This window comes from Caballeronia sp. GAWG2-1 (genome assembly GCF_023631405.1).
Classification (GTDB): Bacteria; Pseudomonadota; Gammaproteobacteria; order Burkholderiales; family Burkholderiaceae; genus Caballeronia.
In genome coordinates this window covers 1-14,910 of sequence record NZ_JALQDD010000001.1, presented here as the reverse complement: position 1 = coordinate 14,910, position 14,910 = coordinate 1, and the positions used below count along the sequence as shown (strand labels likewise).

At 58.8% G+C, this 14,910-nt stretch carries 10 protein-coding genes; all 10 read right to left on the bottom strand.

What is annotated here, in order from left to right; genetic code table 11:
• Positions 1 to 3: 3 nt before the first annotated feature.
• On the bottom strand, positions 4 to 1,608 hold the full coding sequence (locus NCR98_RS00050; protein ID WP_250525218.1) for a hypothetical protein: 1,605 nt from the start codon (positions 1,606 to 1,608) through the stop codon (positions 4 to 6).
• A gap of 25 nt (positions 1,609 to 1,633) precedes the next feature.
• Entirely contained in the window at positions 1,634 to 2,452 is an 819-nt protein-coding gene (locus NCR98_RS00045; protein ID WP_250525217.1) for an SIR2 family NAD-dependent protein deacylase, read from the bottom strand.
• A 349-nt stretch (positions 2,453 to 2,801) separates the two neighbouring features.
• Positions 2,802 to 2,957 (bottom strand): hypothetical protein, encoded by a 156-nt coding sequence (locus NCR98_RS00040; RefSeq protein ID WP_250525216.1) that lies wholly within the window; start codon positions 2,955 to 2,957, stop codon positions 2,802 to 2,804.
• A gap of 504 nt (positions 2,958 to 3,461) precedes the next feature.
• Complete coding sequence (locus tag NCR98_RS00035) at positions 3,462 to 6,941, bottom strand: DEAD/DEAH box helicase (RefSeq protein WP_250525215.1); 3,480 nt, start codon at positions 6,939 to 6,941, stop codon at positions 3,462 to 3,464.
• Between the two features lie 2 nt (positions 6,942 to 6,943).
• Positions 6,944 to 8,953, bottom strand: a complete 2,010-nt coding sequence (locus NCR98_RS00030) for a phospholipase D-like domain-containing protein (protein WP_250525214.1) — start codon at positions 8,951 to 8,953, stop codon at positions 6,944 to 6,946.
• Positions 8,950 to 10,212, bottom strand: coding sequence for a hypothetical protein (locus NCR98_RS00025; protein ID WP_250525213.1), 1,263 nt, complete (start codon positions 10,210 to 10,212; stop codon positions 8,950 to 8,952). The genes NCR98_RS00030 and NCR98_RS00025 overlap by 4 nt, the downstream gene beginning before the upstream one ends.
• A 694-nt stretch (positions 10,213 to 10,906) precedes the next feature.
• Entirely contained in the window at positions 10,907 to 11,269 is a 363-nt protein-coding gene (locus NCR98_RS00020; RefSeq protein ID WP_250525212.1) for a hypothetical protein, read from the bottom strand.
• Between the two features lie 197 nt (positions 11,270 to 11,466).
• Positions 11,467 to 12,717 (bottom strand): YagK/YfjJ domain-containing protein, encoded by a 1,251-nt coding sequence (locus tag NCR98_RS00015; RefSeq protein ID WP_250525211.1) that lies wholly within the window; start codon positions 12,715 to 12,717, stop codon positions 11,467 to 11,469.
• 192 nt (positions 12,718 to 12,909) lie between these two features.
• Complete coding sequence (locus NCR98_RS00010) at positions 12,910 to 14,250, bottom strand: DUF3987 domain-containing protein (protein WP_250525210.1); 1,341 nt, start codon at positions 14,248 to 14,250, stop codon at positions 12,910 to 12,912.
• Positions 14,251 to 14,401: 151 nt separating this feature from the next.
• The gene (locus NCR98_RS00005) at positions 14,402 to 14,659 is read right to left on the bottom strand and encodes a hypothetical protein (RefSeq protein WP_250525209.1); all 258 of its coding nucleotides are present in this window, start codon (positions 14,657 to 14,659) and stop codon (positions 14,402 to 14,404) included.
• Between the last annotated feature and the right edge of the window lie 251 nt (positions 14,660 to 14,910).

Sequence of the window (14,910 nt, the reverse complement as noted above, 5' to 3'; positions counted from 1 at the left end):
GCGCTACCGAGGATCGAGATCTTGGCCGTCTCGTCCGACGCCGAGTCGATTGCGGAAATATTCGAAGCCATCGCCGTAGAACCGATGGAATAGCTCCGTCGGCCAGTTCCTTTCGTCAAGCAAACCAAAGTGTCGGCCAACACTCCGGCCAACCGACAACAGTGTGTTAGCCGACTGCTCCGTGCCCGCAAACTGCTTTCTGATAAGGCGCGCGTTAGACGATTCCGCTGCCGACGCTATCAGTCGGCAGTAGCCCGCGAGACCAGCATCGACGAAGCAAACCTGTTCGCGCTCGTCTCCTGCAACGAATTCGAGCTCACCGTAGGTCAAGACGTCCAACCCTTTTGTACCGCCGTGTTCGATCGCCTGAACCTCCTCCAGCGAACGGTCGACAAGGTTGAGCTCGGTCTCCCGCAAAGGATAGCGATAGCTCGAAAACGAAGTCCTAAAACTAGAGTACCCATCGGCCTGCGGTGACTTTTCCAGCCAATGCTTGAGACTCGCCAGACCGGGATCCGTAGGCAAGGTCTCGCGGAATTCACGATACGCCCTCAACACCGTCGAAAAAGTATGCCCGGCGGGCACCCAGTTCAGACTCGCCCGTGGATTAGGAGCGGCGTTACGTGCGGTGGCACCGACGAGAACTTCCTCGCCGCTTTCTACCAGACTCCGTAGGTCGTACCCGACCATGAAAAGCGCTGCCTCAAACGCATGGCAACGCACCGCGCTATGGCTCACAGTTTCACTGGCAGCTTCGGCGGTGAATAACTGCGTCCGTTCGACCACCGCGCGAATGATCCAGCCCGCGCTCAGTTGCCAACGCGCCCACACCTCGCGCTTGATCGCTGGCGTATGGAACTGCGGCGACGCCTTAAAACCCAGCTCGCCGGGGTCGCGAATCTGCCGGCCACGCGGCTGCCCAGATGGAAAGCCCAGCCAGTCGTGCTGAACGCCGTGGCCCGCGGTATCGTGCCTGAACAGCTCGTAAAGCATCGCCAATGCTGCGCCGACGCGACTGTCGTAGATCGGCGAACCCGTCGTGTCGAGCAGCGAGTGAATCTTGGTCAAGCCGGAGTCGAAGCGTTGCACATTGCCCGCGTGCAGCGCTTCGAGAGTCTGTTCGCCGTCGAGCGCGAAGAGCGGCGCAAGCTCTTTCAGATACGCGCACCACGCGTTCTGCCGAACCTTCGACTCGATAAAGGGAATGGCACCGCGCACGCCGCCCCAGCGCAGCACCTCACGCGCGGCGGCGCCCGCCGCAAGTTCGTTGCCGTCCGCCACGCTCTCGCGCAACCACGTGCTTAATCGTTCGAGCGACGCGCGCGTCGTTGCCCAATCATCGGACTCGACCAGCCTGCCGGTGCGTGGATCGCACCACTGGGCGCGCCAACAGTAGTGCGCCAGCACCGCTTCGATACCCCACACCGACGTGTCGATTCCGCCCGGAACAAACTTGCTGCTCGCAAAGCGCAAGCGCACGGGTAGCGTCGGCAACCGCTCAACGAGCCACGCCACGAAAGCCGCCGCGCCGGGTTGTGCAAGAAACGAATTACGGTCCATCAATCCATGCTCCTTTGCGCGAAGTCTACAGAACATCGCCAGCTTCACGATCCACACACGTAAAATATCGCTCTCACTGTGTCCGCGCATCGAGCGCTAAGAGCGTCGCGAGCGCGCCGCCGAGAATGCCAACGCCCTTAACCGGATCTATTTGCGGCTCGCGTGCGTTGATGCGGATGACACGTGGCCCATGTCGCTCGCTGAACCGGCGGATGGTCGACAAGGTAGTGCCCGCACCGATCTCAACGATCACCGGGCGCACAACCGACGCAAGCCACGATTGCAGACGCGCTTCCTGCTGATCCGTGCGCCTCGCCAGCCAGCCGTAGTCGCCGAACATAAGGACATTGGGACGCGCGAGTGCACCGCATTGCGGACAACGCGGCAATGCGCCTACAAGACGGCACGCCTCCTCGTCGATCCACGGCTCGAAGCCGGCGGCGGGCCAGATTCGCGAGCAGCACGGCACCATGCACTGCATGTGATGAATCGTGCCGTGGCATTCCACGACACGGTCCTCGGCGAAACCCGCTCGCTGAAATTGACCGTCGACGTTGCTGGTGTAGACAAAGGCACCGCGTGGAATACGTTCGCCCCAGCGTTTGAGAATGGCGAAGCCGGCGTGCGGCTCGATCTCGCGATACAGCTTCAGACGATGACCGTAAAACCCCCATGCAAGCGTAGGGTCGTCATGGAATGACGCGGGATTGGCCATCGATTCGAAGCCGATCCGCGCGGCCCCGAGCGCGGGATAAGCACGCCATAGCCCTTCATTGCCGCGAAAGTCAGGCAGCCCCGAATCCACGCCCATACCCGCGCCGGCTGTCACGAGCAAGCCGTCCGCATCGCGCAGCCAAGTCACGGCCTGCTCTATTGCCTGCTGTTGTTCCATAAGCTTCTGCCCTCGTCTAAATGTGCGCGTATAGCGTGCTGCCGCCTATCGATGAGTCAGGCGGTGCAATGCCGTTCTACGGCTTTCCGCGGGAGCCGCCCTTGAGACGGCGCGAGATCAGCTCGGTCAATTCTGCCAATGCTGCAGCACCATCAAGCAAGCCCGGCCTGGTTCGCTCGACGTCTTCGCTGCCGCATGCCGAGCATTCGCTAGGCAGCATCACGACATCGCTGTGCTGCGGATACACATGACGCCACCCGCACGAGCGGCACGTCAGTTTGATTGGAGAAATGGGAACGGGCATGACAGGAGCACAATGGAAGGAAGATGCGACATTGGGCGCGGCGAATCACGCCGCGCGCGACACGGCGTCGTACGCCGCGTTGTAGGCATCGCGGCGCACCTTTTCGATATACTTACCGAGCGCAATCGTCGACAGAATTCCAGTAGCAAAGACTATTGCAAAGGCCGCGAGGTTCTCAAGTGGTGAATTGGTGTTCAGCATATCGGTCTGTTCTCGGTTGGCTCGGCGCGTAGACGTCGCCGCATGTCGCTCATATCGCCTTGTGCCGCTTCCTCCGGCCAATTTGCCGGCTGGGCATGTTCAACTGACTTCTGGCAACCAGTTTGCATGATGCCTTGGACAAAACATGTCCCAAATGCGGTGAAATAGAGTTGGGTAGTCTTCCAAGCCATCCTTGACAATCCCGGTCATCGGCTATGAACGCCTCTCATAGCGCTACGCCGCTTCTCGAAAATCCCCGCGTGCTCTCATTCGACGCCTTCCCGCCATGAGTGATCGATCAAACTTCCACGAGCTATTGAACGGCGAGTTTCGCTGGCGGCGCCGTGGAGATCTGCCATTCATTCGGTCGACGCGGCAACAGGACAACGCCTGTATGGAGTCACATCTGCACAGCCGCTTGGTCATGGTGATGACCAGCTACAGGAAGGCGGCGGACCTGACGGTCGAACGAGCAACCGCTGACTGATCCAACCGCTCCCGCGCCTACAGCGACAAATCGACCTTGAACCAACGCGCTAGCTCTTCCGGCAAGCAGGGAGGGGGCGTCTCGAGCGTCAAATCCTGATCGATCACGGCTTCGAGCACGTCGCCCTGCTCCTTCTCGTTCAGTTCCTCTTCGTCCATCGCATCCACGGCGAAATCCGGCTTTCCGAGCAGCACCTCGAAACGCTGCGCGCGCGCCAACAGCACGCTGAACTGAAAACGCTCATAACTCTGCTGCTGGAAAGGTATCCCAACCTGCACGAGTCCCGAACCTGGTTGATCGGTCCTGCTTGCTTCCGCGAGACTGCCCACACGATCGACGCGACCGATGCGCTGTTCGAGACGCGCAGGGTTCCACGGCAGATCGTGATGGATTACTTCGGCACATTCGCGGTGCAGATCGATGCCCTCCGAGCCGATCGACGTGCAGATCAGAATGTCCGGCGCCAACGGCGAATTGAAGGCCGCACATAGAACGATGCGGCCGTCGTGTTTCATCGATCCGTCGAGCGTGCGCACCGCGTAATCGTCGTCCGCGTTAGCGTCGTTACTCACTTCATCATCATGCTTCACGCCAACGCGGCTTCGCTGTAGGTTGACCCCGCGCCACAAGCTGCGGCGGCGCGTGTTGGTGTGGTCGTCGGTATTCATGGAGCCGTTCGCTTCGCACAGATTCGACAGGAAACGCACCATACGCCGCCACATCGATTCACCCATGCCGCGTGGCGCACGCACCCCGTCATACACTGCGCGGATAATCTTCGCCATGCTTGGGTCGTCCGGCGTGTTCGCGAGCAAAGGGCCGAGATACGTACGGAACAGGTCCGGCCGCAACAGCACCTTGCGCAGCCCCTTCTGAAGATCCAGCACCGTGTCAAAAAAGCCTGGCGCAACGAGGCTCTTGTCGATCCCATCATCCACGAGCAGGCTCGCTTCCGATTCCACCAGCGCCCAAAGATTTTCAGCGAACGAACCAGTGTCGTCTCCGTCCCATAGATTCAGCGGACACTCGAAGAATGTTTTCGCATGACGGTTCACCAGTTCCTGAACGTTTTCCGCAGATTCAGTACTTACGCCTTCCGCAGCGAGGAACGATGTGGTGAGCCAGCGTTGGTTATCGTCATCCGACATCGCCATTTCGCGCAGCAGTTTGAACAGCTCTATCGCGGGCGTTCTAACGCGTCGTGTGCGGCCAAGTTGATTCAGCAGCCACAGATCGAGCAGACGGAACACTCGCCGCTCGGTCACGCTCACGCGGCTGCGTGACAGGCAGTCGAGTGCAAATGCGACCGCCTTGGGGCGCCATTCGATTAGCAGATTCTCCATCTGGCTCGCCTCGAGTTGCGAGGCTCTCGCGAAGATGCGCGCCAGCGGCAAGTCCACGAACGCAGCCTCCTCGAGCATATTCTTGCGCTTCGCGCGCAAGTCGAGTTCTGTGGCTTCAGTCGGATTGATGCGCGACTGCAGCATCGAACCGATTTCGTTGAGCGTTTCCACGCGCTCACAGAAGATCAACGTCTTGCGGCCATTCTGATAGTTGGTCAAAGCCCGGGCCACGGTCGCGCGAACTTTCGGGTGTTCGCTCGTGCTGAGCACACGCTGGAACATCGCCATGTACTTCGTCGTCTCAGCGCCAAAGACACGCCTCTGCTGGGCCTTCACGGCCGCGCTGCTTTCGAACGCCTTCACGCTAGACGTTAGCCCGCTCATCAGACGCGCATTGGCCACATCGCGCTTGCCGTCCGCCGCGCGGGTCTGCTGATCGAGCCGCATCGCCAAAAAATGAATGAATGCATCGCTGTCGCGCGACATGCCTTCCACGTCGTACAGCATCGTGCGCTGTGTCGCCGGACCGGCGTCGAAGTCTCGGCCAGCATGAAAAGAGCGATGTCCGCGCGGCTTCAGATGGCGAATCACAATCCTGCGCTGCAAGGCCGAGAGTTCATCCACGGCCTTGCGATAGGCCACGGCGGCATGGCTGAAAGCGCGCAACGCCGGACGCGTGCCCGGGTCAGCGATCAGATCGGCAAGCACCTCTTCGACAGCGGCGGGGCTCGCGGCCTCGCACAGTGCATTCAGGCGGGCCGCACTTTCGTCGTCGCTGGCGAGTGCGTCCCACGCTTTCTGAAAGATTTTGTTAGCGCTCAGGCATGTGGCGACGACGCCGTTCACGCGATAAATATCATCCAGTACGCGATGCGTTGCACCGTTCCTGTCCGTCGCGAAGTCGAACACGGTACGCATTTCGCGCTCTTCGAGTTGGAAAGGTGTGGCTGAAAGCAGCAGCTTGTTGGAGATCGATGGTGAGAAAGTTTTGCTGAATGCCTTCGCGCCGTGTTTGCCACCCTTCCAGTTGTGTACTTCGTCCACCACGGCCAGTTCGATTCCGGACTCGCGCAGCTTCTGCTGAACAACCGCGTTCATCAGATCCTTGAAGAAGTCCCTGATCGAATTGTCGTCCGCCCCGGCACGCAATGACAACCAACGTGCCTTGAGATCCGGATCGTCGTCGCGCGCCTTGATGACACAATCGTAGGTGCGATACAGATCGCTTGACGCTAGCTCCTTAAGCGACTCCTTGGTGGCGTTGGGCAGCAGGATGTTGGTCTTGCGGAGCGAACGCAGCAGCGCATCACGAGTGGGCGCGTGCAGGCCCGTCACCAGCACACCAAGCACGAAGGTGCTGAAGCGCCGCGTATCGGCCTGGTCGGTTCGCGGCCGGTCGAGCGACGACATGCCCAGAATCAGCACATTGGGCAAGTACCGTTCCTGCTTGGCCGCGAACGCCTTGAATCCGTCCTTGAACCAGTTGCAGGAATCCTGGCTGTCGTCCGTGCGGAGCGCGGCGAGATGCGCGCGCATAGCCTGATCCTGCGTGGCCTTCAGTTCGTCGAGGTAACTGAACCAACCGGTCTGCGAATATTCGGAGGCGAATTCCAGCGCCTTCTTCGAGCTTTCATCGAAGCCCTCCAGGCGCTTGAACGCGCTACGCCGGGACAGGTACTTATTCCGGCACGCCCACTCGTAGACCGATTGCAAAATGCAGCACGTCGTTTCCTCCGAGATACGGCTGATGATAGTGTTCTTGTAAGCGTGAAGACACGCGATCAGTTCCCAGTAACTATGCACGACGAGCGGACGCAACGTACGCTTGCGCGCTCGATCCTGCCCGTTCACATAGAACGCCGAAAAGCTGCGTAACTCTTGCTCCCACTTCGCGCGTAGCACCGCGCTCGACGGTGTGATCAGCAACGCGCGCGCATCAGCGCGGCTGGCGCCCAGCAGCCGCGCGGCGATCACGCCCATCGCGACGTACGTCTTGCCCATGCCCACCTCGTCGGCGAGCAACTGCGTGTCGAAGCCTTTCTCGAAGCGGGTGAGAAACTCTCGCGCCGTGTTGCGCTGGCGGTCCCAATCCTTTTGGAAGCTCGGGCGTTCGGCCTCCGCGCGAATAACCGTATCGAATCGTTGCGAACTCAAGATCAGAGACCCTCACGGCAGAAGCTGAGATATTCCATGACCGCCACGTCTGGGTGTTGCGCGGGCAGCTTAGCCTTGATGCGCATCCATAGCGCGTGGCCGGCCTTCGAACCGGCAGCGAGCTCGCGAGCGAACAAAACCAGTTCGCCAAGCCTGAACAACGAATCCGCGCCGGATTGCGACCGGCCCTTTGCGTCGCGCGAGAGAACGTCCGCGAAGGTGGTCAGCGGTTCCGCCACCTCTTCCTGCCACCTGCGCAGCTGCTCGGGCAATGGCGCTTCCAAGCATTGCGCCGCACGTTTGCGAAAGGCATCCTGCACGCGCACGAATAAATTCAGATGCTGCTGCATCCCGATTACGATGTTGCGTTCGCGCGTGGCATGAATCGCAGCGGCGGGATCGTCGTCGACGATGTTCGGATCGCCCGGCACGAATTCATCCGTGTCGCGGTCAAGCGGCAACTTCTCCTTGAGGTAATGCAGCATCCAGTCTTCCGCGGTGGACAGCACATAGCGCTCGCGCTGCTGGAACAGCGCGGCCGCATGCCGGAACGGCAGGTAGTAGACACGTTCGGGCGCGCCGCGATGCACGAACTTCAGGTTGCGGCCGCCGATGATCCGGCCAATCAACTGCGATTGGTCGATCGGATTCGAGTGTCCATGGGTGAAATGAAGCGGCAAGTCCCCCCAACTCACATCGTAGTCCGCTAGCTGCATAATTTCGAGCGGCTCGGCACGTACGTGGAATGCCATCAGATCTGAATCCGGCATTTCGACGAGCTCAATGCCTTGGACGAATTCGGGGTATCCGGGCTGTTCCTGGTAATCATCCTCGGACTCGGGCATCTCGCCCGGCGTGTTGGACGGCAGATCATGATAACGGTCGATCTGCTCAGCGCTCAGGCCGTTGCAAATCGCGCCGAACAACTTGTCGACCGAACCGCGATGCACGCGCACCACGCCCATTTCGTGATTAGCGCCACACCATGCCTTGCGAGTAAAGTTGGCGCTACCCAAATAAACGAGCGCTTCGCTGCCGCGCGCGAGCACCAGAACCTTGGCGTGGAGCTTGCGCGTGATCGCGAGCGCGGCGAGGTCGTCCGGTTGATTAGCCTGCGCGATACGCTCGCGCTCGCGCTCGGTGACGGTTTCGGGGATTAGAAACAATCGTGTGTTCGGCAGCGCGCGAAAATGATCGCGGCAAAGATGCTGGGCGACCGGCGCATCTGTCACGATGTCGAACGCTGTGAGAGAAGGGAACGTTCGCTTCAGATCCTGAGCGACCACCGCGCCCTGCGCGCTGCGATCGAAGAACGGCGAAACGGCGATCGCGCGCTCCGGCAACGCATCACCGAATGCATTGCGCCACGCGCGAGCGAGCGCTTCCAGACCGGTGACGCCGTCGTAGCCCTGATGGACCAGCATTGCACTTTCCTTGTCTTCCGGCGCGTCCCAACGGTCCAGCCGCTGCTGGACCGACTCTATCGCCGCAGCCAGTGGCCTCGAATCGAACGACGCGTAGCCGCGCGCAAGCACCCCGATGAACTCGCGCAATACGGCGAGGTCTGCCCTTTCGCCCTTTCCGGTGTCGCTCCACGTAAACGTCTCGAAGACCTCTCGATTGGCAAAGAGACCCGTGCGAGTCAAGTTCATCGAACCCAGCGCGAGATGCACCTGACGCTGAGAGACCACGAGATAGGCTTTCGCGTGATGGCAGGTCCAGGGCTGCGCGCGCACCGGCAGCAGCTCCATGAAATGGGGCAACTGGTTGTGCTCACGCGTTTTACGCGCGTCGTAGATCATGACCGGCACGATGCGCAGCATGTGCGCGATGTCTGACGTGCTCGCCTGAAGCGCGGCGCTCAGCGAACGCCGCAGAGCGAGGTTCAACACCTGCTGATCGTCGAACTCATAGCTGAGCACCACGACGTGCTGCAACGCGTTGGCGCCTTCGCTGCACGATTCGAAGATGCTCGTGAAATACTCGCGTAGCGATTCAATCTGCTCCGTCATTGCGCGGCCTCCGTCTGCGTGAATGCCCAGTCGTACCAGCGGCGACATTTTTCGAAGTGCCATTGGCGACGATAGAGGTATTGCAGGCCATCGAGTTGAGCGCCCGAATCGTCCGAAGCGTTGTCAAAAATCGCCAAGGCTTCTTTCAGCGTGGCTGGATTCACGCGACCGTTCACGAGCAATTCGTCATGGTTCACGATGGGCGAAGTGCCCTTCGCCGTTTGATGATCGATGTGGTGATCAACCACGCAACCCGTCAAGGTTCTGAAATCTCCGGCGGCGTGCGCAACGCTAGCGAACAAGCGGCGTGAATCGTGGAATGCAGGCGCGGCGGCGTAGTCGGCGGCGAGCGCCGTGACTATCGCGGCAAACGCCTCCGCGCCTTGAGGCAGCACGTTGCGGAACGTGTCGCCGTATTCAAGCGAAGCGATGCGCAAATCGAGCACGAACTGCGTGGCGGCCGCGAGCCGCTCAAAGCGTTCAATGGCCGTGAGCTCCGTGGCGAGGCCCTCGTACTGCTGCCGAGCACTGGTCCAAAACGCCCGATAGGCCGAGGCGTTGGCAAAGCCTTCCTGGAGCGCCTGCCATTCCGGCGGCGCGCTCCACAACGGTCCGACGCGGGGATTCTTTTTACACCAGATCTCAATGAGGTTACGCCAGATTTCGCTTTCCTTGCGGGAAGCCGATGCATCGACGCCATAATGCTCACCGGCTCTTTCGAAATCGGCGTGCGAGATTGCGTGATTGCTCCGCCAGTTTGTTAGCGCGTCGCTAAACCGCAGTGTCCGATTGCGCGACGAGAACGCATCCGCAAGATCACGGCCGAGCGGGCACAGCGTACGTCCGTTCGGTTCGACGAGGCCCCAGCGAAGCGCGGAGCTGCTGTAGTGACCGAGCGTTCCGTAAGAGAGACGCTGATAGATCGGATGCCGCTTCGGAATAGCGTCTAGGTTGACTTGCTGGCCCCGCAGCCGCTGATATTTCGTGACGTTGATGATCGACGCGTCGACCGAAGCGTTGGCGATGCCCCAATAGATTTCGAGCGCACGGAAGCGCTGCGACAGCTGGCGCGGTTCGAACGGCTCGTCGGCGAGCTTGTCGAGAATGCTGCACAGCGAGCTCAGATAAACGGGGCGAATCGTCAGCACCGTGAACTGCGGGAACAACATGTCCTGCAAGGCGCTGGCTGGCCGGCGAAATCCCAATGGGTCGATTGCCTTGTCAGCGCTTTCCAGTACCACATACTCGGTAAATCGCATTCCTTGCGCACTCCTGGAACTTTATTTTTTTCACATTTCTCAAGCATGACATAGGCCGGCCTCGCTCCCCTCTCGGAAGCGTCCACATCGTGGCAGGAGTCGATATCGCGGTATTGAGCGCGTCATTCGCACGGCGCTCTGAACAAAATGCCCGATCACTGAATATCGGCAATCTCGCCGCGCACTTTAGCGTTCGACGATGCTAACGGCGAGACGGGACATTTCGTGTCCCGTCTCGCCAAATCCCTATGACCAGAAAGAGTCTGAAAGCGCAGCTGGCGCGCCCCCTTTCACTGACGAAGGGCCGATACGGCGCCACAACGCCTCGGGCAAGAACTGCTCAATCACCTGTTCGAAAATTTCTACCGACCGGCCATGTAGTTCTTGATGAGCAGTCGCAGAGAGACACCCTTCGAGTCACGGTTTCGACTGTCTCGGCGCCTCCGGTCGCGGAACAGTCGGAATGGCAACAGAGTTTAATAAGGAAGCGTTTGGAGTCGGACCGCTGATAAGGCCGTCCGCCACATTTGCCGCTTTAGCTGGCTAAAGGCTTACACCCATAGGTTGCGTCGCCCCCCCTTAAACCTATGACCAGCGGGGCTTCCAGCCATGTAGGGTGGCTTTCATGCGAGGACAGTTCGCTTCCGATTCCAACCCCCAAACCGATCTCACCGAAAGCGCTCAAGGCTTTTAGTCAAGTCGTGACGCGTTCTGCTACAGCACGTTGCATGGCCCCTCGGACTCGCGATGCTCCGTCTCCCTGCTGATTACCTGCTGCTGCGCTATCACGCTCTCGCTGTATTTCGGTGAGCCAGTTCTTGAACGTGACCGGCGCGACACCCAAGCCCATTTTTTTCAGCTTCTTGATTATCGCCGCATTCGATACCCCTCCTGTAATCAACTCCTGAATGGTGTCGTACATGTTGCGAAAACGTTGCTTTCGAGGGTCTGCATGACGGTCAGACAGCAGCTTGCGTAGCTCTTCGATATCGGCTTGCAGGTCGTATTGCGCAGAGGCTTTTGATGCACTGGATGCTCGGTTCATATTCGGTTGCATAGGGACTTCCATCTACATTCAAACTGGATATACGGATCGTTTTCGCTCAACTTGCGAAATTACGATTTCCGCAACAAACTCGCAAAATTTCACCCGTCTGACGCTTATCCCGAACAATCCTCCAAGTGCGCACGTACCTTGCGGATTGTTCGGGATATGGCGCGCGCGGACTGCGTCATTTTTTTCGCGCATTTATTTCAAATCTCGGAAGAATCGCCCGGTGAAGATTCAACGCCTCGGGTACGGGGGCGACCACGTTTTGGTCCCGTTAGCTCCTTAATCTTGCCGTGCAGGAACATCTTTAACTTGCCTGCATGCTTGATGCGAACCAGCTGCGTAGCTTTCGCAAAATAGCTCAACGCCGTCCACAGATGCTTGCGCTTCTCGGTATCGTAGTGATCGATCATGCCAACACCAACGTTGCGATACCCTCCCCGAGCAGCCTTCAGGTTGCAGCTGAACGCGTACCCACGTCCTTCCGTAATAACGTCCTTCCAGTACTTCGCGATCTTGAGCGAATACCCCACATGGTCCTGCACCTCCGAGCCATCAAATATGAAGCATATGTGCAGGTGATGCCCGCCGTCTCGTGAATACTCAATGCGGCCCACATGGCCGACGAGGTGCTTGAATATCGAGCGCTTGCCTTTCATGTTCCCGTACAGACGCTCCCAGTCAACTTTGAGCTCGACGAGGCTGATCCATCGAGGGTTCTCTTCGTGGTGCTCGGTGCCGTTCATGAAGGCTTCATGTTCACGTTCAGCACGACCTTGCATGGCATCACGACGCTCTATCGCTTCGGTAACATCGGCACATGCGGTCTTGCGGTATTCGAGCACCATGTCAACGAACAGCAGCCTTGCATACCTCTCGAACAGGTGGCCCAGGTAACGGCGAAGGTACGCGAGATTGTGCTTGCCGTTACTTTTCCAATCGCTAATGCGCTTCTTGAGCTTGACCCTCCGCGTCTCTACAAGCATCGTCGCTATGAAGTCAATCGCCATCTCCGCATGCTGCGGGTCGAGACCATGACCATCCTCATCCGTCCAATCCACATGTGCGTAGTTGCTGATCTCGTGCTGACGGTACCATTCAAAGAAGAACTCCAGATCTGGTGAATACGATAGAGACGGGTCATGAATGCGAGCATACGCTGGCAGTCTCTTGATGTCGTCTGCCATCTTCAACACCGCTACGCTCCCATCTCTCCTGTACCTGTAGGGTAGCGAGCTACCACGGAGCAACGTCTCCATGAAGTCGATCAGGGAATGCAGGTCTGCTGCATTTAGCCGATAGGACTGCCCATCTGTACTTCGCACCTGATTGACGACTGCTGACACAGTCGTCATGGTCGACCTCATGTCATCGTCATGCTCATCTGAACGATTGATTACTGCATGATGATCCTGTCGATCATCATCCTCATCATAGGGATGATAGTCATTCATATTTAATTATCCTAACCGTTTTATAGATATGTAGAGTTAGTTATTAACCCTGTTCATATACCAGAATTATTCCGACGCAATGAAGCAGAGGACTCGCCGACGATACATCGACAAACTCCTTGCTTTCATTGTGTTTTCAGGCTGTTTGAGGATATCCCCAAACATGCCGACTTCGTCATAGCAGAAGGATAGTCAGCGCACGCCTCCTCGCCCGAGAAGATGCCCTACGCTGTCGCGTCGATTCAGATGAACCATGCCGTCCTTGGCGCACACTTCCTCTTGGGCGCAGAGCTTCGCCAATGCCTTCTTGAACTGCCCTTGAGTCGCCATGCCGATATTGAAAGCCCGCTCACGCAGAACATCCTCCGGGATCTTGTCACGCACACTCAGGTCACGGAATAGGAGCTCGTGCAGTCGATCTGCATCCTCATCGGTCCTCGAGAGAGCTTGTACCTCCGAGTTGATCAGCCGCGAGAAATTTTCATAGCTCCACAGGGCAATTTCTTCCGCACATTCGACCCGTTCCGCCGTAATGGGGCCCTCTTCGCCCTCAAACTCGTGGTGCCTCGCCGCGTGGCGGATAATCTGCTCATGGAGCTTGTTGAGGCTGGCCATCTCACTCGAACTCGCTCCCTCCCACCGGATACTTCCGATACGACGATCGGCGCTCTCAAGTGCGCGGCCGGCTCGGGGCGAGAACGTCAGGATCTTTTGCCCCTCCGAGCCCACTTGTTGCAAACGTATCTGCTCGCGGAAGTAGTGTTCACAGCGTCCGAGAAACGCCTGCATTTCGGCAAGCGCGAGGACATCAGGCAGGTCCGTAGGTGCAGGCTCAACTATTGATCGATCCGCGAAATACCAGAGAAAACGGGCAAACAGGCCGATTTCGAGTGCATGCCTTCCCTGAGGTGTGCGCAAAAAGGCTAACAGTCGGTCTGGCTGAATTGGCACGACCATCGTAATCTTCGGATCGACCATCGTTATGCCCGTGCCGCGACGCGAGAAACTGATCGGGATGCCACTCCAACTCGAGCACAGCAAACCGATCAGATCCTTCCCCAACTCAGGCAAGAAGGCACTCCCCTCATCCGGGGCGATCAAAAACGCGCGGTTCTGATCTGTCTGCTCTTTCACGGCAACAAACGTAAACCGCTCAAGGGTGCGAGGCGGTGACGGCGGGGCTTTAGGGCGACTTTGTTCAAGCTCGACCAACCGACTGGCAAAAGCATCGTTAGGGGGAAGCCCCTTGCTTGCTAGCTTGCCAATTGCCCTCTGGGTGCCCGCATACTCGGCGTGCCACGCCGTCATGCGGCCTTTGTGTTCCTGCCATGCAGCGAGCGTCTCCGTATCGTGCGCAGCAATGAGGGCGCGGCGGTGATTCATGGCCGGCTCCGCTGCTGGAGACTTTCCAACACCGGAGGCACCGCCGATTCCAATGTAGGCCGCAAGCCCGATTTGCCGACCGTTCCATTTGGCCTTGGCGCATGGAGCAACAGCGTTCGCGGTATGTGTATCAAGAACGCCTGCGAACATCGTAGCGAACGTAGCGGTGCGAGCCACAGCCTCGACCAAACCACGTTGCTTCCTCGATAGCGCATGTAGTGGAACAGAATTGCCTGACATCACGCGGCCCCCTGTCCATCGAGGAGGACTACCATGTAGACTTTGTTGGTGGCAATGCCGATCATTGCGCCACCTCGCTATTGCTGGTGTTGACAAATGCGTCATAGGCAGCCACTACACCATCGCGCTTGGTAACGATCACGGCAGGCCAGCGAAGACGGCCATTCGCATGCTTCTGCGGCACTACACCGAAGTAGCTACCCGTCTGGCAGTAGCGCTTGCGGGCGGTTTGCTCTTCGATATGGTTGTGCGCGGCAAACGTCTTGGTTTGCCACGGATACGCGGTGTGTTCGACTGAACGATTTTGAGTATTGGACATCTCTGTTCCTCATCGGCCGGAATGCGGGCCTGTGCGCCACGTTGATCAAACGCGATCAACGTAACGCCATGATCCGATTCGAGAAACAGATGCTGAACCAGAGCGTCGGGGGGGGGGGGGGGGGGGGGGGGTGGGGGGGGGGGGGTGGGGGGGGGGGGGGGGGGGGGGCCGTTTAAAAATCCGCTCGGGTGGTCGGTGTGAACTAAACCATCGCGGCGCCCCCCGACCCCCAGACCCCGGCCAACAAAAGT